Source organism: Hydrogenophaga sp. IBVHS1 (genome assembly GCF_002127265.1).
Classification (GTDB): Bacteria; Pseudomonadota; Gammaproteobacteria; order Burkholderiales; family Burkholderiaceae_C; genus Hydrogenophaga.
In genome coordinates, this window is record NZ_NFUU01000001.1 from 920,279 (window position 1) to 945,408 (window position 25,130).

Consider the following 25,130-nt stretch of genomic DNA (forward strand, 5'->3'; position numbering starts at 1 on the left):
GCACATGAATAACGACTACTCGCCCGAGCGCATTGCCGACCGCATGCAGATTCAGGACTGCATGTACCGCTGGTGCCGCAGCGTGGACCGGCTCGACTTCGACTTGATGACGACCGTGTTCCACCCCGATGCAAACGATGCGCACGGCGCGTACGACGGTGGCGTGGATGGCCTGATGGACTGGATCCGCAACCGCCACCGCAACATTCCTTTCTCCATGCACGCGGTCAGCAACCTGCTGATCGAGTTTGCCGGGCCAGACCTGGCTCTGGTGGAAAGCTACGTGCGCACCACCCAGCGCTACCCCGCCGAAGCCGCACAGGCGCTGGCGCAGCTCGCGGGTGGCAAGGCGCCCGAGGGGGCCATGGACCTGCTGACGTGTTCGCGCTACGTGGACCGCTTCGAGCGGCGACAAGGCGAATGGAAAATTCTGAAACGCACGCTGGTGGCCGACTGGAAGCAGGTGGTGCCGGTGCCCGCCAACGCACCGCAGCCGGTGCCGGGCTGGGAGTCGGGCCAGCGCACGCAGGAGGATTTCATCTTCCGCGAGCGCAAGGCCGTCGGCCTGGCCTGATCGCGCAGCTCTTGCGCGACGACCCGTTCAGGTGGCGCGGGGAGCGCGGGTGCGCGTCTTGCTCGGTGTGGCGCTGCGAGTCGGGCGACGCGCGGGTTCGGCCGCATTCCTGGCCGAGGCCTGTTTGCCCGGTGGCAGCCCGCGCGCCCGGACCATGTAGCCCTCGTGCAGCTTGATCAGGGCAGAGGTCATCTCTTTCACGGCCTTCTCGGCGTCGCGCTTGCGCAGATGCGTCAGCAGCCGTTTGCGCGAGGGCAGGGTGTAGGTCTGGTCTTCGGTGGGCCCGATGGCCTTCACGAACTGGCGCAGGATTTCCACGATGCCTTCGGTGGTGGCCAGCAGGATGGGGTTGTGCGTGGCCTTGGCCAGCAGCACGTGAAAGGCCTGGTGGTATTTGGTGCGCTCCTCGAAGCTTCCCGAGTTGTGCATTTCTTCGGCCATGGCCACGTTGCGCTCAAGCTCCGCCAGGTCTTCATCGGTCATGTTCTCGCAGGCCATGCGGATCACTGCCGAGCTCACCGAGATCCGCGCGGCGGTGAGGTGATCGGGCGTGATCGCACCGAGGAAATACAGGTCGCGCATGCCATTGACCACGGCGTTTGAACTGCCCGGCAGCACAAAGGCGCCACCCGCCGACCCCAGCTTGAGCTCGATCAGGCCACTCAACTCCAGCGCCCTCAGCGCCTCGCGCATGGTGTTGCGGCTGACGCCGAACATCTGCGCCAGGTCGCGCTCGGGGGGCAGCTTGTCGCCGGGGCGCAACTTGCCTTCCGAGATGTTGCGCCGCAACTGGCTGGCCACCTCCTGGTAGATGCGCTGCGGGCTGATCGGCTGGATGCCGAAGCTGGAGGAGGGGGGCGAGGTTTTCATGATGGCAATCGTAGTGGCAAAGGATGGTTGATGGACAGGGATTCCATATTGCATCAATGGTTGGTCCAATGATATATTTCGACGATATGCTTGATGCCATCCTCTCCCAGACCGTCAACGGCCTCGTGCTGGGCTTCCTGTTCATCCTGATCTCGATCGGCCTGTCGATCGTGTTCGGTCTGCTGGGCATCGTGAACGTGGCGCACGGCGCATTCTTCGCGCTGGGCGCTTACTTTGCCCTGACGCTGCAGCGCGAGTTCGGCTGGGCGGCGGTGGTCCTCGCGCCCATCGGTGTGGGGTTGGTGGGCATCGTGGTCGAACGTGTGCTGGTGCGCCGTCTGTACGGCAAAGACCCCTTGATGACGCTGGTGCTCACCTTCGCGCTCTCGCTGTTCATCGAGGCGGTGATCCGCACCACCTGGGGATCGAGCGCCCAGCCGCTTTCGCCGCCCGAGGTGTTCTCCGGCTTCATCGAATACGGCCCCATCCTCACCACCACCTACCGTGTGGCGGTGCTATTCATCACCGTGGCGATCCTGCTGCTGCTGTGGGCTTTCCTGTCGTTCACGCCCTATGGCCGCATCCTGCGCGCGGGCAGCCGCGACCCGCAGATGGTGGGCATGCTCGGCATCAACCTGCCGCTGGTGCTCACCGGGGCGTTCGGGGTGGGCTGCATGCTGGCTGGTGCGGCCGGCGTGCTGGCCGCACCGCTGTGGTCGGTCACGCCCAGCATGTCGGCGCAGGCCATCATGCCGGCCTTCGTGATCGTGACCATTGGTGGCCTGGGTTCCTACGGCGGCGCCGTGGTGGCCGGCCTGCTGGTGGGACTGGTCACGGCCATGAGCACGCAGTTTTTTCCGCAGGCCGCCGGTGTGGCGATGTACCTGCTGATGGCGGCCATCCTGCTGGTGCGCCCACGCGGCCTGTTCGGCGAGCACTGGGAACACTTTTCATGAAGCGTCTGTTCAAACACCCCGTGGCCCAGGTGGCGGCCGCGCTGGTGGTGCTGAGCCTGTTGACCCTGGTGACCAGCCTGCCGCTGGGGCGTGTCACCCAGATCGCCATCTACGTGCTCTATGCCGCCGGCATCGGTCTGCTGGTGGGCTACCTCGGGCTGGTTCCCTTTGGTGGCTCGGTGTTCTTCGGCGTGGCCAGCTACGCGGCGGCACTCTCGCTGCTGCACTGGTTTGGCGACGTGAACGAATTCGTCGGGCTGGCGTTTGGCGTGGTCTTCACCGCGCTGCTGGCGCTGCACGTGGGCGCGCTCATCCTGCGAAGGCGGGGACTTTATTTTTCGTTGCTGAGCCTGGCCTGCGCCCAGATTGCCTACGAGATCGCCTACAAGTGGACCGACCTCACCGGGGGTGAAAACGGTCTTCAGCGCGTGCCCCGGCCGGTGCTGGAATCGGCCATGGCCTTCCACGTGTTCGTGGTGGTCACGGTGCTGGTCACGCTGTGGCTCATGTGGCGGCTGGCGCATTCGCCGCTGGGGCGCCTTTTCCAGGCCATTCGCGACAACGAACAGCGATCTTCCAGCCTCGGTTACGACGTGCAGCGCATCAAGCTCGCCGGCTTCGTGCTCTCGGCGGCCATCACCGCGCTGGCCGGCGGCATGCTCACCCTGTTCATGCGCGGCGTGTACGCCAACCCCCTGAGCTGGGAGCACGCGGCAGATGCCCTGCTCATGACGGTGCTCGGTGGCATGCACCATTTCGTCGGTGCGCTGTGGGGCGCCATTGTCTTCATAGTGCTGGAGGACCAGCTCAGCGCCATCATCAACAACTGGTGGTTGCTGTTCGCACCGCTCATCATGCTGGTGGTGCTGGTCGCGCCCGAAGGCATCCATGGTCTGCTGCGCCGCTTCCTGGGCCTGAAGGGCTGGACGCTGGTGCGAGAGGGCATTCCACCCCGGCCCGCGCACATCACGCCTTACGCGCCGGCGGCGGCGAGTGCCCCCGCCGGTGGCGAGCCGCTGCTCACCGTGCGCGGGCTGACCAAGAAATTCGGCTCGCTCACCGTGGCTGCGGGCTACGACTTCGACGTGCACGCGGGCACGCTGCACAGCTTCATCGGCCCCAACGGCGCCGGCAAGACCACCTTCTTCAACATGCTGAGCGGCGTGCTGCCGGCCGACGCCGGCGTGGTGCGTTTCCTCGGGCAGGACATCACCCGCCTGCCCATGCACAAGCGCATCCGTCTCGGGCTGGCGCGCTCGTTCCAGATCGTCAGCGTGTTCACCCACCTCACGGCGTTCGAGAACGTGCGGCTGGCGGTGCAGGCCACGCGGGCGAACGCTCACGCCATCTGGCGCGACGCCCACACCAGCGATGAAGTCAACGCACGCACCTGGTCGGTGCTGGAGGCGGTGGGGCTGGCCCAGCGTGCCGGTGAGCTGTGCACCGACCTCTCGCACGGCGAGCGCCGGCTGCTCGAGATCGGCATCACCCTGGCCACCGAGGCGCGCCTGCTGCTGCTGGACGAACCCCTGGCCGGGCTGGGCGAGGCCGACCGCGAGCGCGTGGCCGGCTTGATCCAGGCGCTGGCGCGTTCGCACGGCGTGGTGCTGATCGAGCACGATATCGACCGCGTGCTCGCGCTGTCCGACCGCATCACGGTGCTGCACCAGGGCAAGCTGATCGCCGATGGCAAGCCGGCCGAGGTGGCGGCCAACCCCGAGGTGGTGCGCGCCTACCTGGGCAGTTCGCCCGAGGTGCGCGGCGCGGCTGCGGCCGCGCGCGCGCCACGGACCGCTACCCCGGTGCTGCTGCAGGCCAGCGGGCTGGCCGCCGGCTACGGCGGCGGGCGCATCCTCGATGGCATCGACCTGCGCGTGCACGAAGGCGAAGCGGTGGCCCTGCTGGGACGAAACGGCGTGGGAAAAACGACCTTGCTGCGCGCGCTGTACGGCATGCTGCCGGCCGATGAGGGCCGGATCGTCTGGGCCGGGCGCGAGATCCAGAACCTGCGCCCGTTCGAGATCAACCGCCTGGGCATCTCGATGGTGCCCGAAGGCCGGCGCCTGTTCCCCAACCTCACGGTGCAGGACAACCTGCTGATCGCCCTGCGCAAGGGCGGGATGTCACTGGACGAGGTGTACGAACTCTTTCCGCGCCTGGCCACGGTGCGCAAGTCGCGCGCGGAAAACATCTCGGGCGGCGAGCGGCAGATGGTGGCGATCGCGCGCTCGCTGCTCACGCCCAGCCGCCTGATCCTGCTCGACGAACCGTTTGAGGGCCTGGCCCCTGCCGTGATCAACGAGGTGATGGCCGCGGTGCAGAAGCTGCGTGGGCGCGTGGCCATGGTGCTGGTGGAGCACCACGCCGAGCAGGTGCTCTCCATCGTCGACCGCGCCGTGGTGCTGGTGAACGGCAAGGTCGCCTTCGAGGGCGATGCCACCACGCTGGCCGAGGACCACGCCCTCCAGGCTCGCCTGCTTGGGCTGGTGGAGCCGGTGCCGGCCGAAACCGGCTGACGATTTTTCCCGCCAGCCACTTTTTCCCTTTCAACAGGAGACAACCATGACACGTGATTCGCACTTTTCAGCAGGTCGCCGCCGGCTCCTGCAAACCGCCGGTGCCGGCGCAGCCGTTCTCGGTGCACCGGCGCTGGTGTTTTCGCAGGCCAGCGCGCCGATCAAGCTCGGCACCCTGCTGCCGCGCCAGGGTCCGTTTGCGCTGCAGGGGGAAGCCGCTTCGCTGGGCATCAAGATCGCACTGGACCAGGCCAACAACCAGGTGCTGGGTCGCCCCATCCAGCTGGTGGCTTACGACGAGCCCAACCCGCTGGGCGCGCAGCAGAACATGCAGAAGCTGATTCAGGAGGACAAGGTCAGTGCGGTCATTGGTGGCAGCAACAGCGCCACCGGCCTGGCCATTGCCTCGACAGCGGCCAGCGGCAAGATGCCCACCATCATCAGCGCCGCGCTGGCGCGCGAAATCACGGGCAAGAACTGCAACCGCTACGTGTTTCGCAACAACGCGACCCCCATGGTCTATGCGAAACTGGTATCGAGGGAGTTGTTGCGCACCGGCAAGCGCTGGTATTTCCTGGTGGGCGCCTATGCCTATGGGCAGGAGGCCTACCAGATGCTGAAGAAGGAACTGGAAGCCGCCGGTGGCACCGATCTGGGCGTGGATTCAGCGGCGGTGGGCACCACCGACTTCAGCTCCATCATCCTGAAGATCCGGCAGGCGCGACCCGATGCCGTGGCGCTCGGCATTGCGGGCACCGACCTCACCGCGTTCCTCAAGCAGTACAACGAGTTCGGCCTGCGCGGCCGCATCCCGCTGGCCAGCCTCACCGTGGCAGACGAGGACATCTGGTCGCAGAACGGTCTGTCCGGGATCATGGGCAAGTACTGGCACTTCAACAACCCGAACAACGGCCCGGCCGAGCGAGCCTTCAACGAAGCGGTCCGCAAGATCAAGGGCACGCCGGCATCGGCCAGCATGGCGCAAGGCTGGGTGTGCATGAACATGATCCTGGCGGCCATCGCCAAGGAAAAGTCCACCGACGCAGCAGCCATCGTGCGTGGGCTCGAAACCGTGCGTCCGGCCCACGTGCCAGGCTACTTCCGCGACTGGGACCACCAGTTCATCACACGCCTGCCGGTGGCCAGGGTTCGCGACAACGTCACCGACCGGTACGACGCGCTGGAGATCCTGAACGCCGACATGAAGATGGCCGACTTCGAGGCGCTTTACGGCACGAAGGAAGAAATCGGTTGTTCCATGGGCGGGCTCTGAGCGCATGTTGAAGCTGCAGGGACAGGTGGCCATCGTCACCGGTGCCGCGCGCGGGCTCGGCCGCGCGTATGCGCTGCGCCTGGCGACGCTGGGCGCCGATGTGGTGGTGGCCGACATCGACCTCGCCTCGGCGCGCGAGTTCGGCGAGGAACTCACGGCAGACACCGTGCCCGACGAGGTGCGCGCGCTGGGGCGGCGCAGCATCGGCGTGCAAGGCGACCTGACGCAGCGCGAGGGCGCTCGTGCGCTGGTGCAGCAGGCGCTGGCCGAATTCGGCCGCATCGACATTCTGGTCAACAACGCGGGGGGCGCTTTCTCGCCGGTGGAACGCAGCGCGGCCTCGAAGTTCACCGACGAGGACATGGCACAGATGTTCGGCGTGAACTACCACAGCGCGGTGCTCTGCTGCCAGGAAGTGGCGCCCACCATGCGCGCTCAACAGAGCGGTGTGATCGTGAACGTGGCCACCATGGTGGCGCTCGATGCGGCCAAGTCGGGTGCGAACCTCACGCCTTACTCGGTGGCCAAGGCGGCGGTGCTGCACTACACGCGCCACCTGGCCAGCGAACTCGGCCCCGATGGCATTCGTGTGAACTGCCTCTCGCCCGGCGGCATGCTCACGCAGCGCATCCGAAAACAATCGGAGGGCCGCAACATGCACACCGAAAAAGAGATGCGCCGCATTCCGCTGCGCCGCTTCGGCGATGTGGAGGACTGCGCCAACGTGCTGGAGTTTCTGGTGACGCCGCTCTCGGGCTACGTCACCGGGCAGTGCATCTCGGTCTGCGGCGGTGCCGTGCTGACCCCTTCTTGAGCGCGGGCCTCACCAGCCAGAGAAATTCAGCTTGAGTCCCGGCCGGTCCCAGGCAGTGGCCACCAGCTCGCCCCGGTGCGCCAGCGTGATGTAGGCGGTCTTCAGATCCGGGCCGCCGAAGCAGATGTTGGTGGTGTGGCCGTCGGGCATGGGAACGTGGCGCACGTCCTGGCCATCGGGCGAGACCAGGGTGATGCCGCCCCGGATCAGTGTGGCGCAGCAGATGGTGCCATCGGCGCACACGGCCATCGAGTCCAGCATCTGCAGGCCCGGCAGGCCCACCACCAGGCGCCCACCGTTGGGTGAGGGGCGTGGCTCGCGGGCCACTTCGCCAGGCCCTGTGATGTCGAACGCCCAGAGCCGGCCCGTTTCGGTCTCGGCCACGTACAGGGTTTTTTCGTCGGGCGAGAGGCCCACGCCGTTGGGCTTGGAGATCGGGAAGATCACTTCCTTGATCAGGCTGCCGTCGGTGCGCGCGTAGTACACGCCGCCCCGGTCCATGTCGCGTGCGCGGGTCTTGCCCAGGTCGGTGAACCAGAAGCCGCCTTCCCGGTCGAACACCAGGTCGTTCGGTCCGCACAGACGGTGGTCTCCGGCATGCGTGTAGAGCACCTCGGCGCGACCGGTGTTCAGGTTCACGCGTTCGATGCGCCCGCCCTGGTAGTCGGCGCTCGGCCCCACCACGTGGCGCTTGCCGCCTTCCACATGCCAGGCGAAGCCGCCGTTGTTGCACACGTAGACGTCGCCGTCGGGTCCGATCGCCGCGCCGTTGGGGCCGTCGCCGAGTTCGGCCACGGTCTGCAGCCGGCCGTCCGCCTGCACACGGGTCAGCCGGCCGTTGGCCACCTCCACCACCAGAAAGCTGCCATCGGGCAGCGCGACCGGACCTTCGGGGAAGTCGAGGCCGCTGGCGATCACACGAATGTCAGCGGCGCTCATCGCTGCCCATCTTTCACGGTGACGGCTTCCTTGGTCAATCCGCCCAGGCGCGAGTGCACGCGCCCGCCCGTGCCCATGACCAGCGCAAACAGAATTTCGCGCGGGCGCGGTGCGTCCTGGATGCCGATCTCCATGCTGTTGAAGTGGCTGCGCACGTACGACGCGTGGATGTAGTGCACCGGCACCATCACTCGGTAGCCCGCGCAGGCTACAGCCTTCACCGCCGGCACCATGGCCTTGGGTTCGCCCAGCACCGTGCGCATGGCCCAGCCACCGGCTTCGTGCCACACAGCACCATGCTCCATCTCGCCGTCGATGCCCACGATGGCGGCCTTGCTGTACACCTCGATGTTCTCGCGCCCGCCCAGCGTGTCCACCAGCTCCTGGGCCAGCAGCGTGCCCAGCGAGCGAAGTTCCTGCATGAAGGGCAGGAGGTCGGGCTCGTAGCGACCTGCGTAGGGGTTCTGGATCACGGCACAGCTGGCGGCCATGCGCAGGGGTGTGTCGACCGGTGGCCCGCCTTCGTGGAAGGTGGTTTCCACCGTGAGGGAGCGTTTGCGAATCTGGATGAGTGACATGGGATTCCTGTGAAAGGATGCGTTCAGGTGTCGATGCCGCTCTGGCGTTCGAGCAGCCGCAGGATGGCGGTGTTGTCCACGCCCACCTCCAGCTCGTTGACCGCCTGCTGCCAGAGATCGGCGCACAGGTTCATCTGCGGCGCGGTGACGCCGGTGGCCTGTTGCAGGCTGCGTGCGGTGGCGAGGTCTTTGGCTTGCAGGCCGAGGGCGAAGCCGCCATCGAATTCGCGCGAGATCATGAACTGGCGCAGCTTGGTCTCGGTGGCCACATTGCGGCCGCTGGACGCGTTGAGCACTTCCGCAAATACATCGAGATCCAGACCCATGCGGCGGGCCACGAGCAGGGCCTCGCTGGTGGCCAGCAGGCCGGCCGCGTACACATAGTTGTTCAGCGCCTTCATGGCGTGGGCCGATCCCACCTCACCGGTGCGGATGAGCTGGCTGCCCATGGTCTGCAGCACGGCACGCACGCGGTCATACGCCGCCTCTGGCCCGCCCACCATGATGGAGAGCGTGCCCGAGCGCGCCTTGGCCACCGAGCCGGAGACCGGTGCATCGAGCAGGGCAACGCCACTCGCCAGCAGGCGCTGCGCCAGTTCGAGCGTGCGCTCGGGGTGCGAGGACCCCATGTCCACCACCACCGTCGGGGCCTTCAGCACCGAGCACAAGCCCGGTTTCTGCGGATCGCCCAGCACCACGGCGTCGGTGATGGCGCTGTTGGGCAGCATGGTGATCACCACGTCGCAGACCGCGAGGTGGCGCAGCGAGGCCACCGCCTGCAGACCCTGGCCCCAGGCCGGGTGGGCGCGCAACAGATCGATGCGCGCGCTGGACTGGTCGTGCACCCGCACCTCGATACCGGCCGACGCGGCCAGATGTTCCACCATGGGCAGGCCCATCATGCCCAGACCCACGAAGCCCACCACGGTGTTGTTTGTCATCAATTCTTCCGGTTGTTTCATCGCTCGAGCACGATGCCGCTGCGTTCACGGTCCCAAACCGAATCCAGCGCGGCTTCCATGGCCTGCTTGAGGCGGAACTTCTCCACCTTCTGGTTCACCGTGATGGGCAGTTCGGGCAGCAACTGCACATAGCGCGGCACCATGAAGTAAGACATGTTGCGTGCGCAGTGCTGCACCAGCTCGGCTTCGCTCAGCGCCTGCCCCTCACGAAGCACCACGCTCGCGCCCACCTCTTCGTCGCCTTCCGGCGTTTTCACCGGGAACACCGCCACGTTGGCCACGGCGTCGAAACGCGCAATCACCTGTTCGACCTCGTAGGCCGAGATGTTCTCGCCGCGGCGGCGGATGCAGTCTTTTTTTCGATCGACAAACCAGAAGTAGCCGTCGGCGTCGCAGCGCACCCGGTCGCCGGTGTGGAACCACTGGTTGCGGTGTGCGGCCAGGGTGGCCTCGGGCATCTTGTAGTAGCCGGTGGTGGCGCGCCATGGTTCGTGTGAGCGGATCACGAGCTCGCCCACTTCATCGGGTGCGCACTCGAAGTCGTCGTCGTCCACCACGCGCAGTTCAAAATCGCGACGCGCCTTGCCGATGGAGCCGAGCTTGCTGGCGGGCGCACCCGGCACGAAGGCGCTTACCGTGCCGAAATCGGACAGACCGTAGTTGCTCATGGCCTTGAGGTCGAAGCGTTTTTCGAACTCAGGAATGAAGCCGGGCATCGGCGACATGCTCACCAGCCGAAGACGGTTGTCGGTGTCGTCGGGCCGGGGCGGCTGGCTCCAGAGGAAGTTGGACATGGCGCCCAGGAAGTTGGTGATGGTCGCGCCCGATCGGCGGATTTCGTCCATGAAGCGCGAGGCCGAAAAGCGCTGCGAGATCACCACCGAGCCACCGCAGACCAGCGCCGCGCAGAAGGCGGCGAGCAGGGCGTTGTTGTGGAACAGCGGCAGGCAGATGTAGAACACGTCGGACTCGCGGTAGCCTTGCGCCTCGGCCGCGCTGGTGCCGTAGGTGAGGGCAGCAGCGTGCGGCAGCATGCTGGCCTTGGAAGGGCCGGTGGTGCCGCTGGTGAAGGCCAGCATGAGCAAATCAGAGCACTTCACCTCGGCCTTCGGCTCCTGCGTGGAAGCGGCGGCGAGCAGCGTGGCGAGGTCGTGTGCCGGTTTGGGCAGGGCGAGGCTTTCTTTGGCAGAGGGCGCGCCATCCGCGCCGAGCACCACCACGCTGCGCACCAGGTCGAGTTGCGGCAGCACCTCGGCGAGGCGCGGCGCCAGGACCTCGTCAACGATCACCAGCGACGCATCGCCATGGCTCAGGTAGTAGCGCAGCAGATCGCCGCGCGCGGCGGTGTTCACCGGCACCGACACCGCGCCGAGTTTGCCCAGGCCGAGAAAAAGCGCCAGGTGCTCGCCCGAATTGCCCAGCATCAGACCCACATGCTGGCCCTTCTGAACGCCCAGGCCGCGCAGCACCTGCGCAGCGCGGCTGGCGAAATCGTCAAGCTCGGCGTAGGTCCACTGCCGGCCGGTCCAGAGCTCGGTCAGGAAGGTCTTGCTGCCAAAACGCTCGCGCTGCTTTCGCAGCACCTGGCCGATGGTGAGCTCGCGAAGGGAGAAGTTGTTGCGCTGGTAGGTGTCGGTCATGGCGTGGAGGCAGGGCATGAATCAGGGCATGAAGGTGCCACCGTTGACGTCGAAGACGGCGCCGGTGATGAAAGAAGATCCGTCGCCGGCGAGAAAGCTCACCACCGAGGCGATTTCTCCGGGGTCGCCGTAGCGGCCCAGCGGGACGCTGCGCGCAAAGGCGGCGCGCACTTCGGGCGAGGAGCCGGCGGTCATGGCGCTTTCGATGGGACCTGGCGCCACGCAGTTGGCGGTGATGCCGTCGGGCGCGCCTTCGAGCGCGGCGATGCGGGTGAATCCGATCTGCCCGGCCTTGGTGGCGGCGTAGTGGGCACTGGCCACCGGCGAGGCGGTGCGGCCCCCGCGGGAAGAGATGTTGATGATCCGCCCCCAGCGGTGCCGGCGCATCAGCGGCATCACACGCTGGCAGAACACGAACGACGCGGTCAGGTTGATGGCGATCACCTCCTGCCACTGCGCCATCGGGATCTGTTCGATGAGGAACTTGCCGCCCTCGCGCTTGGGGTGCACGCCGGCGTTGTTCACCAGCACATCGCAGCGGCCATACCGCGCCTCCACGTCGGCCACTGCCGTGTGGATCGCGGCTTCGTCGGACACATCGCAGACGATGGCGTGCGTGTGGCCCTGCAGGCTGGCAGCGATGTCGGTGATGTTCGGCGAGCGGTCGAGCAGCACGGTGATGAGCCCGTCTTTGGCGAACTGGGTGGCGATGGCCAGGCCAATGCCACTGGCGGCGCCGGTGACGAGGGCCACGCGCGCTGGAGCGGGGCTCATGCGGCCTCCGGTGCGGCCTGCGCCAGCTCAGCGGGCAGGTGGTAGGCGCGCACCGCGCTGCCGGCAAACAGATCGGCCTTCTCCGACTCCGTGAAACCCTGCGCCAGTCGCTTGAAGGTGTTCCACAGCACGCGGTAGCTGCAGCACGATTTGTCGACCGGGAAATTGCTCTCGAACATGGCGCGCGAGGTACCGAAGGCTTCGATGCAGGTGTGCACGTAGGGGCCCCAGGCCTCGGCGAGTTCTTCCGAAGTGGGTGGCAGGTCGCGGTCGTGAAAGTCGAAGCCGCCCAGGCGCATGCCGATGCCGCCAAGCTTGACGGTGACGTTGGGCCTTTCGGCCAGCGCAACGATCGAGGCTTTCCACGTCTTGAATACTTCGTCCTGCTTTCCTGCATAGGGCCCGAGGCCGGCGCGGCCACCCAGGTGATTGAGCACCACGGGTGTGTGCGGGTTGGCATCGACCAGCTCAATGAGTTGCGGCAACTGCGGGTGGTAGACCCAGGCGTCGAACGACAGGCCCAGGCGCCCGAGCACCGCGTGTCCTTCGCGGAACGCCGGGTTCAGCAGCAGGTCGTGTGGCGGAGGGCGCAGCAGGGTGCTCACCTCGGGGCTGGCATCCCACGCGGCCATGTGGCGGATGCCACGAAAGCGGTCGGGCGCTCGCTCCATGCAGGCGCGCAACACGTCTTCGGCGAAGGCGCCCAAGGTGAGGTCCACCTTGCCGACGATGCCGGCGGCCACGCGCACCGGGCCATACACACCGCTGGCGCTCATGGCGGCAATGCCGTTGACGAACTCGACCTCGCCCACGCAGGCGAAACGCGGGTCGCCATCGGCCCGGTACATGGAACTGCATTCGGCGAACACGGTGCCGCGCACGTGGTGACCGGTGTTCAGGTCGGCCAGGATCTCGGGCAGCAGGTAGCGGTGGCGCGGTCGGTCCCACAGGTGGTGGTGTGGGTCGACGATGGGCCGGCCGGCGTCGAGCACCGGCTCGTCTCGCAGCGCCAGCCAGGCGTCGTCGATGAAATGGTGGGGCGGGGCGCCGCGGCGTCTGGCGTTGTCGTTGCTCATGGGTTCAGCACATGAAGGTGCCACCGTTGACGTCGATGACCGTGCCGGTGAGGTAACCGGAATCTTCCGAGGCCAGAAACTGCACCACGTGCCCGATCTCGTCGGGCGTGCCGATGCGGCCCACCGGGATGCGGCCCACCAGCATGGCGCGCTGTTCCGCGCTGCCCTGGTCGGTCATGGGCGAGACGATGCGGCCCGGCGCAATGCAGTTGGCGGTGATGCCGTCGGCCGCGACCTCGGCCGCGATCACGCGCGTCATGCCGATCATGCCGGCCTTGGCGGCGGCGTAGTGAATGCCCGCGGTGTCCACCAGCGTGCGGCCCGCGCGCGAAGACATGTTGATGATGCGGCCCCAGCGGTGGCGCTTCATGAGGGGCGCGACCTCGCGGCACAGCACGAACGCCGAGGTGAGGTTCACACCTATCACCTCGTTCCACTGCGCCGTGGTCATCTTCATGAAGCTGTTGCGCTCGCCATTCACCTTGGGGTGAATGCCGGCGTTGTTCACCAGCACATCGAAGCGGCCATGCTGCGCGTCGATATAGGCCACCATCTTCCTCACCGCCGCTTCGTCGGCTACGTCCAGCACCACGGCCTGCACCTTCAGGCCCTCGGCGCGCAATGCAGCAGCGGCCTCGTTCACCTTGCCGTCGCGGTCGATGGCAATCACCTGGTAGCCCGCGCGAGCCAGTCGCTCTGCAATGCCCAGGCCGATGCCGCCCCCGGCGCCGGTGACAGCTGCCACGCGTTCCTTGATGTCCGTCACGCTCTTCTCTCCTCGTTGTATGAATGTCAAACCGTGCCAACCGGCATCGGCGGGGAACCCACCAGCCCTGGCAGCCGCAATGGCGGCGCAGTGAGCAGGAATCGGCTTCGGTTGTTCTTGCGCAGCCAGGGGCCGAGTTCACTGAAGTTCCAGATCTCGCCAAAGAAGATGCCGAGCTTGAACAGGCAATGCGCATGCAGTGGCATGAAGGAATGCTTGGCGCCACCGCCGGCCGAGGCCGCGCTGTTGACGGCTTCCACGCCGAGGTTGTCGGCGCAGATGGCCACCAGGCCGCTGTCGGTAATCCAGTTCAGCAGGGCCGGGTCCTTGCCGTCGAGCACCGCGCAGGACTTCTTGAGGCGGTCGAAATCGGGCTGCTTTTTCATGGACAGCACCAGGTCGGCCCAGCCGGTGTAGAGGCACAGAAAGTCGCCGGGTTCCACGCTGGTTTTCTGTCGGTCGAGCGCCCGCATGAGGCCGTCGTAGCCAACCACCGCAGGTGCTTCGCCATGGATGGAGGCGAGGTCCACCATCACGCCGCGCCCTTGCGCGCCAGTCTCGGCCAGGGTTTCCATGCCGAGCTTTTTCGCGAACGGCCCGCCGGGCTGGTCGGGTCCGAGCACGTGCTCACCCGCGCGCCAGCCGTTGTAGTACACGGGCTCTGCCACGCCGTCGCCATCGGCATCGAACTCCTGCCCCCAGTGCGCCAGCGAATCCCATTGCGTGGAGTACTGCGTCCAGATCGTCACGGCGTCGTCCGAGGTGATGTCGAACAGTGAGTGGTTCTGGCAGGAGAAGCAGAAGTTGTAGCTGTACTCGCCGGTGGCGCGGCGCGTGGCCTCGATGCGTGGCGCGCGTCGGCTGGGCACCAGCTCGGCGCCACCGGGATAGTCCAGCGGCATGCTGAGCGAGAAGGCCAGTCCTTCGGTGACTTCCCGCACTGCGGCGAGCCGCCGGGCCGGGGTGATGAGGTTCATGCGGCCGATCTGATCGTCCTCGCCGAAGTCACCCCAATTGGAGCCCTCCGGCCTGTTTTTCCATCGCATAGTTCGGTGTCTCCAAGCTGACTTTCCAGGTCGGCGGCCAGTATAGTTCGTATGCTAGTATTGGTCCATCCATTTGAATGTCTAATATTTTGGCGCCTGCTGAAAGGTGCCGGGGAAACTTCGATGACCGATCGATCACTCAGGGGACGCGTTGCCATCGTCGGCATCGGAGAGACCACCTACTACAAGCACAGCCAGTCGCCCGACGCAGAGTTCAAGCTCGCGTTGAAGGCGGTGCTGGCGGCATCGAAGGACGCGGGCATTGACCCGCGCGACATCGATGGTTTTGCCTCCTATTCCAACGACCGCTCGGAGCCTTCGCGCATGTCGGCCGCGCTGGCTGCGAAGCAACTGCGTTCAACCACCATGCAGTGGGGCGGCGGCGGGGGCGGCAACTGCGGTGCCGTTGCCAACGGTGCGGCCGCCATCGCTGCGGGTCTGGCAGACTGCGTGGTCGCCTACCGCTCTCTGGCGCAGGGTCAGTTCGGCCGCTTCGGCAAGGCGCCCACCACGCCCACCATCTCCAGCGACATGGCCTATCAGGCGCCCTATGGCGTGCTCTCGCCGGGCCAGAAGTTCGCCATGAAGGCGCGCCGCTTCATGCACGAGAACGGGGTGAAGCAAGAGGCGCTGCGCGCCATTGCCATGGCCTCCTACCACCACGCGCAATCCAACCCCCGCGCCGTGATGTACGGCAAGCCGCTGGACGAAGCGAAGTACGACAACTCGCGCTGGATCGTCGAGCCCTTTCACCTGTTCGACTGCTGCATGGAAAACGATGGTGCGGCGGCGGTGATCATGGTGCCAGCCGAGCGCGCGAAGGATTTTCCGAACCGCCCGGTGTACATCCTCGGTGCGGCCACCGGCTCGGATCACCGCGTCGGCGCCAATGCGCACAACCAGCCCAACTACGCAAGCTCGAGCTTCTCCACCGTGGCACCCAACATGTTCCGCATGGCGGGCATGGGTCCGAAAGACGTGGGCGTGGTGCAGAGCTACGAAAACTTCACCGGCGGCGTGCTGATGGCGCTCGCCGAGCACGGCTTCTTCAAGCCTGAAGAAGCCAATGAATTCCTGCAGCTCGACAACCTGCTCGCACCGAGCGGCAAACTGCCGCTCAACACCAGCGGCGGCAACCTGGCCGAGTGCTACATGCACGGCTTCGAGCTGGTGCTGGAGGCAGTGCGACAGGTGCGCGGCACCTCGACCGCGCAGGCGCCACGCAACGACGTGGCCCTGGTGATCGGCGGGCCCATGGTCACGCCGGTGAGCAACCTTCTTCTCGGATCGGAGGCCACGCTGTGAGCGCTATCACCACCAACAAATCGTATTTGCCGGCCGGTCTCCCGATCCCGGTACCCGAGGGCGACGGTCTCTCCGCGCCGTTCTGGAACGGCCTGCGCAACAACCGCGTGATGGTGCAGCACTGCAAGACCTGCGGCACCTGGCAGCACGGTCCCGAATGGATCTGCCACGGCTGCCATGCGATCGATCCCGAGTGGGACGAAGTGGCGCCGCGTGCGCGCATCTACAGCTGGGAGCGTGTCTGGCACCCGGTGCATGCCTGCCTGAACAACCATGGCCCCTACCTCGTGGTGGTGGTGGAGCTCGATGGCGCTCCGGGTGTGCGCATGTTGGGGAACCTGCTGGGTGACGCCATGGAAGAAGTGCGCATCGGCGCCGAAGTGGAGGGCGTGTTCGAGCACCATCCCCAGGCCGACCCGCCTTTTACACTGCTGCAGTGGCGTTACGCGAAATAGGTTCTTCCCTTCCCCTGCGGCTCATCGGCCTGCTGGTGCTGGGCCACATGGCCTTCGCCGCAGGCCGTTTCACCCTCACCTTGCAGGCGGTGGCGCTGGACGCCTCCCCGGCCGCCATCGGTCTTGTCATGGGTCTGCTCATGGTGGTGCCCATGTTCCTCGCCGTGCAGACCGGGCGCTGGTCCGACCGCATCGGGCACACCCGGCCGGCCATGGCCGGCCTGTGCATGGCGGCAGTGGGTGCGCTGCTGGCAGCCTGGTGGCCATCCATCCCTGTGCTGTGCGTGGCCAGCGTGCTGGTGGGCTCGGGCTACATGCTGGCCCATGTGTCGGTGAACAACGCCATCGGTCAACAGGCGCCACCCGAAGGCCTCACGCGCGCGTTCTCGGTGCTGGCCATGGGCTTCTCGCTGTCGGGTGTGGCGGGGCCGCTGTTTTCGGGTGTGGCCATCGATCAACTGGGGCATTCGGCGGCGTTCCTGGGTGCGGCGGCTTGCTCGCTGGGCGCGCTCTACATTCTGGCGTCATCAAAGCCGGAGCCCGCGCCGCTTCGCCCGGCCACGCACGAAGCGTCCCACTCGGTGGGTGACTTGCTGCGGCACCGGCCGCTGCGATCGGTGTTCGTGGTGAGCGGCCTGCTGTCCATGGGTTGGGATCTGTTTGCTTTTCTGGTTCCCCTGCATGGCGCCCGCTCCGGGCTGAGCGCCACCGCCATCGGGATGGTGATGGGCGCCTTCGGTGTCGGCACCTTCGTGGTCCGCATTTTTTTGCCGCACCTCGCGGCGGGCCTGGGCCAGTGGCGCACCTTGCGCTGGGCCATGTTCATCACCGCCGCCGGCTACCTGTTTTTTCCCATGGCGACATCGCTGCCCGTGATGTTGCTGGCGGCCTTTGCGCTGGGACTCGCCCTTGGCTGTGGGCAACCCATGGCCATGGGCCTGCTGCACGTGACCGCGCCCGCGGGCCGGGCCGGTGAGGCAGTGGGTGTGCGCTCCACCATCACCAGCGCCAGCCAGACCCTGCTGCCGCTGGTGTTCGGCGCGCTGGGCTCCGCCGTGGGCGTGGGCGTGGTGTTCTGGCTCGGCGCCGCGCTGCTGGCCGGCGGCGGTGCTTACGCAGGCCGCCACCGCTGACGCTTCAGTGCACCGGGGGCACCCGCCGACCGAGGGCGCCCGCAAACGCCCAGCCCGCCACTGCCAGGCCAGCCGCTGCCGCTGCCAGCATCGGCACGTAGCCCAGGTGGTCGACCGACCAGCCCGCGAGCGTGACGCCCAGCGCCTGACCGGCGAAAAGGCAGAAGGCGAACAGCGCCACGGCGGTGCCGCGCGAGGCAGGCGCCATCTGCGTCGCATGGGTTTGCAGCGTGTTGTGGAACAGGTAGGTGCCGAAGCCCATGAGCAGCGCGATGGGGCCGGCAGCGAACCACCACGGCGAGAGCCAGAGCGCAAGGAAGGTGGCGCTCATGAGCACACCGCCCAGCAGCACCATGCGCCGCTCACCGAGCGTGGCCACGAGGCGCCGCGCGCTCACGGCATACACCAGGCCACCCACCGCGTACAGCGCGATCAGGCCCGAGGCCACCGCCAGCGTGAGGCCGTGGCGGTGGTGCAGGTAGGTGGGCAGGAAAGCCATCGGACCGAGCAGAAAAATGCCTTCAGCGCCCACGGCCAGCAACACCCGGCGCGCCCAGGGCACCTGCAGCACCGACCACAGATCACGGCCGAAATGGCCGCGCCCCGTGCTGGCGCTGCGCGCTGGCGCCGGCATGCGGCGCACGCGCCGCAGCAGCAAGGTGGCCACCAAGGCGAAGCCCACGGCCAGCGTGAAGAAAGCGCCGCGCCAGCCGGCCGCGAGATCGGCGAAGAGTCCGCCAGCCAACTGGCCCGCCATCATTCCCGAGAGCGTGCCGGTGAGGAACCGCGCCAGCGTGGCCTGGCGCTGTGCATACGGCACGTTGTCGCCGATCCAGGCCATGGCCAGCGGTATCACGCCGGCTGCTGCCATGCCCCAGAGCATGCGGGTCCATACCAGCGCATCAAAACCCGGGGCGAGCGCAGAGGCGGCGGCCCCGCCCGCGCAGCCGAACAGCGCCGCGCACATCAGGCGCGCCTTGCCGTAGCGGTCGCCCAGCGGTCCAAACACCAGTTGCATCAGCCCATAGGCCACTGCGAAACTGATGACCACCTGGCTGGCTGCGCCGGGCGTGATCGTGAAATCGCGCGCGAGGCGCGGCAGCAGACCGTCGCACACACGCAGGGCCGCGCCGCTGAAGAACGCGGCACACGCCAGCAGAACAATGGTGCTGTCGCGCTCGGCTTCGAGCGCGGCGGGCGAGCCTGGCTCGGCGTTCAACTCCAGCGCGCCCGCACCGCCTGCGCCGTGACGGCGGCAGACGGCGTGGGGCCCTGGATGGCCGATGGCGTGCGCGAGAAACGCGGCGCTGGTGCAGGGTGGCTCACGCCCTCGACGTCGACAAACGCCTGGCGCGCCACGTTGTGCGGGTGTTGCGGCACTTCGCTCAAGGGCAGCACCGGCGCGAAGCAGACGTCGGTACCTTCCAGCAAGGCGACCCATTCGTCGCGCGTCTTGCTGCGGAAGATGCGCTCGAACTCGGTGTGCATCTCGGGCCAGCGTGCGCGGTCGAGCTGGGCATCGCGCAGGGCAGCAGGCAGGCCCACGCGTTCGCACAGGTCCTTGAAGAACTGCGGTTCGATCGAGCCGATGCTGATGTACTGGCCATCGGCGGTCTCGAAGGTGCGGTAGTAGGGCGCTCCGCCGTCCAGCCCGTTGCTGCCGCGTTCTTCCTTGAAGAGGCCGCGCCGGGCGTGCGACACAAAGTTGCTCATGAGCGAGATCACGCCATCGGACATCGCCGCGTCCACCACCTGGCCCTGCCCGGAACGTTTCGCTTCGTGCAGCGCGGCGAGGATGCCGACGATCAGGTACAGGCTGCCACCGCCGTAGTCGCCCACCAGGTTCAGCGGCGGCACCGGCGCGCCACCGGCCGGGCCGATGGCGTGCAGCGCGCCCGCGATCGAGATGTAGTTGAGGTCGTGGCCGGCCGCCTGCGCCAGCGGGCCGTGCTGGCCCCAGCCCGTCATGCGGCCATACACCAGACGCGGATTGCGCGCGGCCACCACGTCGGGCCCGAAGCCCAGGCGCTCCATCACGCCCGGGCGAAAGCCCTCGATCAGCACGTCGGCCTGCTCCAGCAGCGCCATCACGTCCTCGCGCGCAGCGGGGTCCTTCAAATCGGCCAGCACCACGCTGCGACCGCGTCCGGTGATGTTGTTGCGGTCGCCCAGTTTTCGGGTCGGTCGGTCGATGGTGACGACGTCTGCACCCATGTCGGAGAGCAGCATGCAGGCAAATGGCCCCGGGCCGATGCCGGCGAATTCGACGACGCGAAGGCCGGCCAGCGGGCCTTTGGCGGTGGAGGGTGTGGTCATGGGCGAAGTCCTTTCAGGGTGCAGAGGTTCAACCAGCGCCGCGAACGACCGTGGCGATGGTACCGAGGAACAGGATGGCCAGGCCGAGGTAGATCACGGCGAAGCCACGGTTGAGGTTCACGGTGACGGCGGTCACCGAGTAACCGGAATAGCGGTGCGCCATCAGCGCAATCATGGAGAACGGCGTGGCATAGCTCGCCACCCCCCACGACACCAGGATGGCCGCCATGTGCACCGTCACGGGCAGGCCCACCATGGCGGGCGGCAGGGCCGTGCCCACCAGCACCACCGTCAGCACCGGGTGCACCGCGAGAAAGGCCAGGCCGATGATGATGGCCATGAGCGCAAAGCAGGCCAGGAACGGTGAAGTAGCCAGCACCGTGCCCATGGCGCTGGTCCAGGCTGCGGGGATCACACTGGCGATCACGGTGCCGCCGCAGCCGGCCGCCATGAAGAGCGCCACCTCGCCCGCCAGGGCCGGCAGCTTCCGGTAGTCCTCGCGAAGCCGGCCGCGAGCCTGTTTCAGCCGGGCAGGCCCTTCGGCCTGCAGCGCATGCAGCACGAGCACGGCCAGGGGAATCAGCAGCACGATGCCGGCAACCACCGCCACCTGCAGTGCGTGCGCCAGTGCAATCACCGCCGCCAGAAAGACCGCCATGGCCACCAGCATGGGCACCAGCGCGCGGTACAGCGGGGCGCGCGGCATGGGCTGCGGAGAAGCCAGCGTTCGGTGGCGCAGGCGTCGCATTTCGAGCAACGAGCCCAGCACGATGGAGCAGCCCGCCAGCGCCAGACAGAGCGGCACCACCGTGGCCCAGGTCAGGCCCGGGTAGAGCGCCAGCAAGATGGTGACATTGCTGAACATGGGGCTCCACATGGTGGCCGCCGCGAAGCTGCGCATGATGGCGGCCAGCATCGACAGGCGATCCTCTTCCACCAGCACTTCGCCCTTGGACGCCATGTCCATCAGCATGCTCACACCGGCCAGTCCCATCAACCCACCGAAGAGCTGGCAGGCCAGCGAGACCAGCAGGTAGCGGCTGCGCATGCCGGTGGCCAGCAGGTGGCTCGCCACCACGCCGGTCTGGGGTGCGGCGAGCGCGGCGCGCGCCATCAGGGTCACCGATGAAATGATGGACGCCATGAGCCCACCAATGGCAACACCCTTGCTGAGGCTCTCGCCGGGGGATGCTGCGAACGGCAGCAGCAACACCGTGATCGCTCCCAGCGCCAGCGAGACCCGACGGATGCTCGGCGGCAGGCGCCAGCGCTCGCGAAACAGGAAGACAGCGGCGGCCACGCCCACCAGCGCCACGGCGCCGGGGTGCGGATGGAACAGGTTGAACAGCGTGCCGGCCATCATCGCCACCAGCAGCAGGGCGCTCCTGGCCGATCGTTTCGCCTCCGCCTCGGGTGAACCGGACGCCTCCACGGGAGAACTCACTCCAGCAGCAGCAGCGCTGCCTCCTTCGCGCTCTGACCCACCTTGACGCCCTTGGCGCGGGCCGGCTGGTTACAGGCGCTGATGACACCGTCGAAGTAGGTGCTCTGGCCGTCGCCCATGCGGGCTGTGAGCGCGCTCACCGAGGCGCCCGGAATGCCATCGGGCTCGACCGCTTCCAGTGCGGACAGGCCGGAGTTGTTCTTACCCACGCCACCGTCGGAGCAGATGAAGGCCCAGGGACGGTAGTCGCGGAAATAGCCCACCACGCTGCGGCCGGTGTGGCCGGCGGTGCACAGCACGTTGCGGTTCTTGTCTTCGGGCAGGGCGTAGGCAATGGAGTCGGTGCAGACGATGCTGCGACCGCTGGCGGCGGTGTGGATCACACGGCGGCGGGTGGGCTCGAACACGGCAGGCTTCTTCTCGCCGGTCTGCAGGAAGCGCGCGGCGTCGCTGGCTTTCATGCCGGGTTCGATGCCCAGCGCCTGCGCTGCGTCGTTCACGCGGCTGACGATGCCGTTGTCGTAGAGGTCGCTGCCATTGCCCATCTCGGCGGTCATCACATCCACCGCTGCGGCGGGCACGCCCAGGGCTTCGTAGTACCACAGACCGGCGATGCCGGCGCCGTCCTTGCCGATGGCGCAATCGAGCCCGATCACCGCGCTGGGCTTGGCCGACATGACCATGCGCGCACAAAGCACCCCGCTGTACGACGCGTTGACCACGACATCCCCCTGGGTGGCAGGCTCGGCTGCCACGAAGGACTCCACGTAAGTGGCCGAGTCGAAGACGAGCACACGGCCCTGAGGGTTGTTGACGATGCGGGGGGAATGGGTGGATGCCATGCGAATTCCTTGATTGCGGGGGGTGTTCGAGGGTTCTGGAGTGGGTCGAAATCCGCTCCAAATGCTGTAATGGTAAGTCCATTCGAGGAAGTCGCTTTGCGGACGGGAATTGGGCAGGGCCCATCAACACGTACTGCTATGCTTTCACCCTCGCAGCCGCGACCCCGCGCGCGTGAGAACAGAGAGGAAGACCACATGGAGCCGACGCAGGATCTCGCATTCCAGCAAATCAAGACCCGCCGGGTGTTTGAGGAGATCTGCGAGCAGATCCGCAACCGCCTGAGTTCGGGCGCGCTCAAGCCCGGCGACAAACTGCCCGCCGAGCGCGAACTGGCGCTGGAGTTCAAGGTGAGCCGGCCCGCAGTGCGCGAGGCGCTGCGCACACTGGAGATCTCTGGGGTGGTCTTCCTGCAGAAAGGGGTCAAGGGCGGCACGTTCATTCGCGACGGCAACCCCGCCATGCTCACGCAGTCGCTGCAGGACCTGATGTTCCTCGGCCGTGTGACGCTGCGCAGTCTGGCCGAAGCGCGCGTGCTCATCAACGGCATGGTCATGCGCCTGGCCTGCGAGCGCGCCACCGAAGAAGACTTCCAGGCCATCGAGCAAAACATCGCGTACATCGAAAGCAGCGATGACATCCTGCACCGCGCCAACGCAGGCGTGATGTTCTTCCGCCTGATCGCCAAGGCCACTCGCAACGAAGTGCTGATGATGCTGGTGGATTCGCTCAGCGACATCATCCGCGTGGTGATCGATCGCACCGGCCGCGTGGCCCGTCCCGAGCTGGTGTCCGTGCGCAAGCGAATCGTCAAGGCCATGCGCGCGCGCGATGCGGATACCGCCATCAAGCACATGAATGAATACCTCTCGGTGGTGCACGAGGGCATGGACGCCGATCCGATCGAATTGGTGCGCCCGGGACGCACGGTGGCGGCCGTGGCGAAAGACGCTCTTCCCCTGAGCAAGGGGCGAGCCAAGCCAGTGGCCAAGAGCGCGGCCAAGCCGGCCAAGCCTTCAGCCCGCACGGCGGCGCGCTGAAGGCAGGCGGCCGCGCGCCGCCTGGTTTCGCGCCCGCCCAGGTGAGCCCTCGTGGGCTTTTCGCTGGATCTTTCGTGCCTTGCTTGACAAGGGGTTTTCGGCACATATAATGGTCATACCATTTAAACCGAACCGTCGATCCACCACCACGAGGACCACACACCATGAGCGAAATCGTCGTCAACGAAGCCAACCAATGGCGCCTGAACACCCCCGGCGCCACCGGTTGGGAAAAGTCACCCCAGCCGGGTGCCCCCAACAAGTACCTGATGGTGTCTTCGGACACCCACGCCAACGAGCCAGGCAACCTCTGGGCCGAGCGCATCGACGCCAAGTACAAGGACCGCCTGCCCAAGATGTGGATCGACGACAAGGGCATTCAGTGGCGCAAGATGGAGGCTTCCGAGCAGCCTGACCGCCTGGTGCTGGCACGCCTCGAAGGTGAAGACCTGGCCCGCTCCAGGGCCGGCGCCACGGCCACCGAGAAGGGGCCTTCCGTCGAGCAGCGCATCAAGGACCTGGAGATGGATGGCATCGATGGCGAGATCATTTTCCCGGGCAAGGGCCTGGGCATGTGGTACACGTTCGATCCCGATTTCGCGCACGCTCAGTGCGAGGTGTACAACACGTGGGCCCACGAAACCTTCGGCGCCCACTTCGACCGCCTCTCGCCCGCCGCCGCGCTGGCCACCGGCAACATCGAAGCCACGCTGAAGGAAATCGACCGCTGCCTGAAGCTGGGTTTCCGCCACTTCACGCTGCCCTGCAAGCCGCTGTTCGGCCCGCCCAAGACCAACGAACTCAATTACAACAAGATCGAGTTCGACCCGATGTGGGCGCGCTTCACCGAAGCCGACGTGCCGGTCACCTTCCACGTGTCCACCGGCAAGGACCCGCGCACCACGCGCGGCCTGGGTGGCGCGGTGGTGAACTACGTCGTGCACTCGCTCTCGCCCACGCTGGAGCCGCTGGTCAACATCTGCGCATCGGGCGTGGCCGAGCGCCACCCCGAGCTGAAGTTCGGCAGCGTGGAAGCCGGTATCGGCTGGGTGCCATGGATGCTGGACGCCATGGACGAGGCTTACCTGAAGCACCACTTCTGGGTGAAGCCCAAGCTGAAAGCGCTGCCGTCTGACTTCTTCAAGGCCAAGGGTTTTGCCACCTTCGGCGAAGACCGCGCGGGTCTGTCACTGATGGAAGAGCATGGTCTGCAGGACAACTTCATGTGGGCCAACGACTACCCGCACCACGAAGGTACCTGGCCGCATTCGGCCCAGGCCATCGAGCGCCAGATGGGTGGCATCAGCGAAGTCAGCCGTGCCAAGGTGCTGGGCCTGAACGCCGCCAAGGTGTTTGGCTTCAAGGAAATCCTGGCCAAGTACGAGGCCAAGGCCTGAAGGTCCAGAGCGCCATGAACGCCATCACGCCCTTCCATCCGCAGCACGACCAGCTCGGCGATGACGAGTCGCGCTATGTGGATGTGCAGAGCATTCCCTGGAAGCCCACGCCCACGCCCGGCATCGACATGAAGGTGTTGATGCAGGACGAGAGCAGTGGCTTGCTGACAGCGCTGTTTCGCTGGAAGCCGGGCACGCAACTGCCGCTGCACGAGCATGTGGAGATCGAGCAGACCTATGTGCTCTCGGGCAGCATCGTGGACGACGAAGGCGAAGTGCGTGAGGGCGACTACGTGTGGCGCCCCAAGGGCAACCGGCATCTGGCGCGTTCGCCCAACGGCGCACTGGTGATCTCTTTCTTTCTCAAGCCCAACAAGTTCCTCGAAGGCGAGCACGCGGGCAAGGAACTGAAGTAA

At 66.7% G+C, this 25,130-nt stretch carries 24 protein-coding genes; 11 read left to right on the forward strand and 13 right to left on the reverse strand.

Features of this window, described 5'->3' with window-relative positions; translation table 11 throughout:
- Positions 1-4 precede the first annotated feature (4 nt).
- Positions 5-574, forward strand: a complete 570-nt coding sequence (locus tag CAP37_RS04500) for a nuclear transport factor 2 family protein (RefSeq protein WP_086123071.1) — start codon at positions 5-7, stop codon at positions 572-574.
- 27 nt (positions 575-601) lie between these two features.
- On the opposite strand, the gene CAP37_RS04505 is transcribed toward CAP37_RS04500, so the two are convergent.
- On the reverse strand, positions 602-1,444 hold the full coding sequence (locus CAP37_RS04505; RefSeq protein ID WP_179190132.1) for a FadR/GntR family transcriptional regulator: 843 nt from the start codon (positions 1,442-1,444) through the stop codon (positions 602-604).
- 86 nt (positions 1,445-1,530) lie between these two features.
- On the opposite strand from CAP37_RS04505, the gene CAP37_RS04510 reads away from it, so the two are divergent.
- The 4 genes from CAP37_RS04510 to CAP37_RS04525 are packed head-to-tail and all read left to right on the forward strand — an operon-like array spanning position 1,531 to position 7,003.
- Positions 1,531-2,400 carry a branched-chain amino acid ABC transporter permease gene (locus tag CAP37_RS04510; protein WP_086124814.1) on the forward strand — a complete coding sequence of 290 codons (870 nt, stop codon included), beginning with the start codon at positions 1,531-1,533 and terminating at the stop codon, positions 2,398-2,400.
- The gene (locus tag CAP37_RS04515; protein ID WP_086123073.1) at positions 2,397-4,916 is read left to right on the forward strand and encodes a branched-chain amino acid ABC transporter ATP-binding protein/permease; all 2,520 of its coding nucleotides are present in this window, start codon (positions 2,397-2,399) and stop codon (positions 4,914-4,916) included. The genes CAP37_RS04510 and CAP37_RS04515 overlap by 4 nt, the downstream gene beginning before the upstream one ends.
- Positions 4,917-4,962: 46 nt before the next feature.
- Complete coding sequence (locus CAP37_RS04520) at positions 4,963-6,189, forward strand: ABC transporter substrate-binding protein (protein ID WP_179190133.1); 1,227 nt, start codon at positions 4,963-4,965, stop codon at positions 6,187-6,189.
- Positions 6,190-6,193: 4 nt separating this feature from the next.
- Positions 6,194-7,003: an SDR family NAD(P)-dependent oxidoreductase gene (locus CAP37_RS04525; RefSeq protein WP_086123075.1), complete on the forward strand. Its 810-nt coding sequence runs from the start codon at positions 6,194-6,196 to the stop codon at positions 7,001-7,003.
- A gap of 9 nt (positions 7,004-7,012) precedes the next feature.
- On the opposite strand, the gene CAP37_RS04530 is transcribed toward CAP37_RS04525, so the two are convergent.
- From CAP37_RS04530 to CAP37_RS04565, 8 genes are read right to left on the reverse strand one after another with little or no spacing between them, the layout of a single operon-like run.
- Positions 7,013-7,942 carry an SMP-30/gluconolactonase/LRE family protein gene (locus CAP37_RS04530; protein ID WP_086123076.1) on the reverse strand — a complete coding sequence of 310 codons (930 nt, stop codon included), beginning with the start codon at positions 7,940-7,942 and terminating at the stop codon, positions 7,013-7,015.
- Positions 7,939-8,520, reverse strand: coding sequence for an amino acid synthesis family protein (locus CAP37_RS04535; RefSeq protein ID WP_086123077.1), 582 nt, complete (start codon positions 8,518-8,520; stop codon positions 7,939-7,941). Before CAP37_RS04535 ends, CAP37_RS04530 begins: the two co-directional genes overlap by 4 nt.
- A 23-nt stretch (positions 8,521-8,543) precedes the next feature.
- On the reverse strand, positions 8,544-9,461 hold the full coding sequence (locus CAP37_RS04540) for an NAD(P)-dependent oxidoreductase (protein WP_086123078.1): 918 nt from the start codon (positions 9,459-9,461) through the stop codon (positions 8,544-8,546).
- A gap of 17 nt (positions 9,462-9,478) precedes the next feature.
- Positions 9,479-11,122 (reverse strand): AMP-binding protein, encoded by a 1,644-nt coding sequence (locus CAP37_RS04545; RefSeq protein WP_179190134.1) that lies wholly within the window; start codon positions 11,120-11,122, stop codon positions 9,479-9,481.
- Positions 11,123-11,143: 21 nt separating this feature from the next.
- Positions 11,144-11,896, reverse strand: a complete 753-nt coding sequence (locus CAP37_RS04550) for an SDR family NAD(P)-dependent oxidoreductase (RefSeq protein ID WP_086123080.1) — start codon at positions 11,894-11,896, stop codon at positions 11,144-11,146.
- Positions 11,893-12,972: an amidohydrolase gene (locus CAP37_RS04555; RefSeq protein ID WP_086123081.1), complete on the reverse strand. Its 1,080-nt coding sequence runs from the start codon at positions 12,970-12,972 to the stop codon at positions 11,893-11,895. The genes CAP37_RS04550 and CAP37_RS04555 overlap by 4 nt, the downstream gene beginning before the upstream one ends.
- A gap of 4 nt (positions 12,973-12,976) precedes the next feature.
- Positions 12,977-13,738 carry an SDR family NAD(P)-dependent oxidoreductase gene (locus tag CAP37_RS04560; RefSeq protein WP_179190135.1) on the reverse strand — a complete coding sequence of 254 codons (762 nt, stop codon included), beginning with the start codon at positions 13,736-13,738 and terminating at the stop codon, positions 12,977-12,979.
- 26 nt (positions 13,739-13,764) lie between these two features.
- Positions 13,765-14,784 (reverse strand): cyclase family protein, encoded by a 1,020-nt coding sequence (locus CAP37_RS04565; protein ID WP_086123083.1) that lies wholly within the window; start codon positions 14,782-14,784, stop codon positions 13,765-13,767.
- A 123-nt stretch (positions 14,785-14,907) separates the two neighbouring features.
- On the opposite strand from CAP37_RS04565, the gene CAP37_RS04570 reads away from it, so the two are divergent.
- Genes CAP37_RS04570 through CAP37_RS04580 form a run of 3 tightly spaced genes read left to right on the forward strand, consistent with a single transcriptional unit; the run spans position 14,908 to position 17,677 of the window.
- Entirely contained in the window at positions 14,908-16,089 is a 1,182-nt protein-coding gene (locus CAP37_RS04570; protein ID WP_086123084.1) for an acetyl-CoA acetyltransferase, read from the forward strand.
- Positions 16,086-16,544, forward strand: a complete 459-nt coding sequence (locus tag CAP37_RS04575; RefSeq protein WP_086123085.1) for a Zn-ribbon domain-containing OB-fold protein — start codon at positions 16,086-16,088, stop codon at positions 16,542-16,544. Before CAP37_RS04570 ends, CAP37_RS04575 begins: the two co-directional genes overlap by 4 nt.
- The gene (locus tag CAP37_RS04580; protein ID WP_143435879.1) at positions 16,526-17,677 is read left to right on the forward strand and encodes an MFS transporter; all 1,152 of its coding nucleotides are present in this window, start codon (positions 16,526-16,528) and stop codon (positions 17,675-17,677) included. The genes CAP37_RS04575 and CAP37_RS04580 overlap by 19 nt, the downstream gene beginning before the upstream one ends.
- A 4-nt stretch (positions 17,678-17,681) precedes the next feature.
- Here the strand turns inward: CAP37_RS04580 and CAP37_RS04585 are convergent, their stop codons facing one another.
- The 4 genes from CAP37_RS04585 to CAP37_RS04600 are packed head-to-tail and all read right to left on the reverse strand — an operon-like array spanning position 17,682 to position 22,279.
- Entirely contained in the window at positions 17,682-18,896 is a 1,215-nt protein-coding gene (locus CAP37_RS04585) for an MFS transporter (protein WP_256926869.1), read from the reverse strand.
- Positions 18,893-19,993 (reverse strand): CaiB/BaiF CoA-transferase family protein, encoded by a 1,101-nt coding sequence (locus tag CAP37_RS04590; RefSeq protein WP_086123087.1) that lies wholly within the window; start codon positions 19,991-19,993, stop codon positions 18,893-18,895. Before CAP37_RS04590 ends, CAP37_RS04585 begins: the two co-directional genes overlap by 4 nt.
- Positions 19,994-20,021: 28 nt before the next feature.
- Positions 20,022-21,437, reverse strand: coding sequence for a hypothetical protein (locus CAP37_RS04595; RefSeq protein ID WP_143435880.1), 1,416 nt, complete (start codon positions 21,435-21,437; stop codon positions 20,022-20,024).
- On the reverse strand, positions 21,434-22,279 hold the full coding sequence (locus CAP37_RS04600; RefSeq protein ID WP_086123089.1) for a hypothetical protein: 846 nt from the start codon (positions 22,277-22,279) through the stop codon (positions 21,434-21,436). Before CAP37_RS04600 ends, CAP37_RS04595 begins: the two co-directional genes overlap by 4 nt.
- Before the next feature lie 195 nt (positions 22,280-22,474).
- Between CAP37_RS04600 and CAP37_RS04605 the strand changes: the two genes are divergently transcribed.
- The 3 genes from CAP37_RS04605 to CAP37_RS04615 all read left to right on the forward strand — a co-directional run bounded on the left by CAP37_RS04605 (position 22,475) and on the right by CAP37_RS04615 (position 25,130).
- The gene (locus tag CAP37_RS04605) at positions 22,475-23,317 is read left to right on the forward strand and encodes a FadR/GntR family transcriptional regulator (RefSeq protein ID WP_179190136.1); all 843 of its coding nucleotides are present in this window, start codon (positions 22,475-22,477) and stop codon (positions 23,315-23,317) included.
- A gap of 164 nt (positions 23,318-23,481) precedes the next feature.
- The gene (locus tag CAP37_RS04610) at positions 23,482-24,714 is read left to right on the forward strand and encodes an amidohydrolase family protein (RefSeq protein ID WP_086123091.1); all 1,233 of its coding nucleotides are present in this window, start codon (positions 23,482-23,484) and stop codon (positions 24,712-24,714) included.
- 14 nt (positions 24,715-24,728) lie between these two features.
- On the forward strand, positions 24,729-25,130 hold the full coding sequence (locus CAP37_RS04615) for a cupin domain-containing protein (RefSeq protein ID WP_086123092.1): 402 nt from the start codon (positions 24,729-24,731) through the stop codon (positions 25,128-25,130).

What these genes read in the sequence shown, in the direction of transcription:
- CAP37_RS04500 (WP_086123071.1), top strand. Translation starts at nt 5, where the DNA reads ATGAATAACGACTACTCGCCCGAGCGCATTGCCGACCGCATGCAGATT.
- CAP37_RS04505 (WP_179190132.1), bottom strand. Translation starts at nt 1,444, where the DNA reads ATGAAAACCTCGCCCCCCTCCTCCAGCTTCGGCATCCAGCCGATCAGC.
- CAP37_RS04510 (WP_086124814.1), top strand. Translation starts at nt 1,531, where the DNA reads ATGCTTGATGCCATCCTCTCCCAGACCGTCAACGGCCTCGTGCTGGGC.
- CAP37_RS04515 (WP_086123073.1), top strand. Translation starts at nt 2,397, where the DNA reads ATGAAGCGTCTGTTCAAACACCCCGTGGCCCAGGTGGCGGCCGCGCTG.
- CAP37_RS04520 (WP_179190133.1), top strand. Translation starts at nt 4,963, where the DNA reads ATGACACGTGATTCGCACTTTTCAGCAGGTCGCCGCCGGCTCCTGCAA.
- CAP37_RS04525 (WP_086123075.1), top strand. Translation starts at nt 6,194, where the DNA reads ATGTTGAAGCTGCAGGGACAGGTGGCCATCGTCACCGGTGCCGCGCGC.
- CAP37_RS04530 (WP_086123076.1), bottom strand. Translation starts at nt 7,942, where the DNA reads ATGAGCGCCGCTGACATTCGTGTGATCGCCAGCGGCCTCGACTTCCCC.
- CAP37_RS04535 (WP_086123077.1), bottom strand. Translation starts at nt 8,520, where the DNA reads ATGTCACTCATCCAGATTCGCAAACGCTCCCTCACGGTGGAAACCACC.
- CAP37_RS04540 (WP_086123078.1), bottom strand. Translation starts at nt 9,461, where the DNA reads ATGACAAACAACACCGTGGTGGGCTTCGTGGGTCTGGGCATGATGGGC.
- CAP37_RS04545 (WP_179190134.1), bottom strand. Translation starts at nt 11,122, where the DNA reads ATGACCGACACCTACCAGCGCAACAACTTCTCCCTTCGCGAGCTCACC.
- CAP37_RS04550 (WP_086123080.1), bottom strand. Translation starts at nt 11,896, where the DNA reads ATGAGCCCCGCTCCAGCGCGCGTGGCCCTCGTCACCGGCGCCGCCAGT.
- CAP37_RS04555 (WP_086123081.1), bottom strand. Translation starts at nt 12,972, where the DNA reads ATGAGCAACGACAACGCCAGACGCCGCGGCGCCCCGCCCCACCATTTC.
- CAP37_RS04565 (WP_086123083.1), bottom strand. Translation starts at nt 14,784, where the DNA reads ATGCGATGGAAAAACAGGCCGGAGGGCTCCAATTGGGGTGACTTCGGC.
- CAP37_RS04570 (WP_086123084.1), top strand. Translation starts at nt 14,908, where the DNA reads ATGACCGATCGATCACTCAGGGGACGCGTTGCCATCGTCGGCATCGGA.
- CAP37_RS04590 (WP_086123087.1), bottom strand. Translation starts at nt 19,993, where the DNA reads ATGACCACACCCTCCACCGCCAAAGGCCCGCTGGCCGGCCTTCGCGTC.
- CAP37_RS04600 (WP_086123089.1), bottom strand. Translation starts at nt 22,279, where the DNA reads ATGGCATCCACCCATTCCCCCCGCATCGTCAACAACCCTCAGGGCCGT.
- CAP37_RS04605 (WP_179190136.1), top strand. Translation starts at nt 22,475, where the DNA reads ATGGAGCCGACGCAGGATCTCGCATTCCAGCAAATCAAGACCCGCCGG.
- CAP37_RS04610 (WP_086123091.1), top strand. Translation starts at nt 23,482, where the DNA reads ATGAGCGAAATCGTCGTCAACGAAGCCAACCAATGGCGCCTGAACACC.
- CAP37_RS04615 (WP_086123092.1), top strand. Translation starts at nt 24,729, where the DNA reads ATGAACGCCATCACGCCCTTCCATCCGCAGCACGACCAGCTCGGCGAT.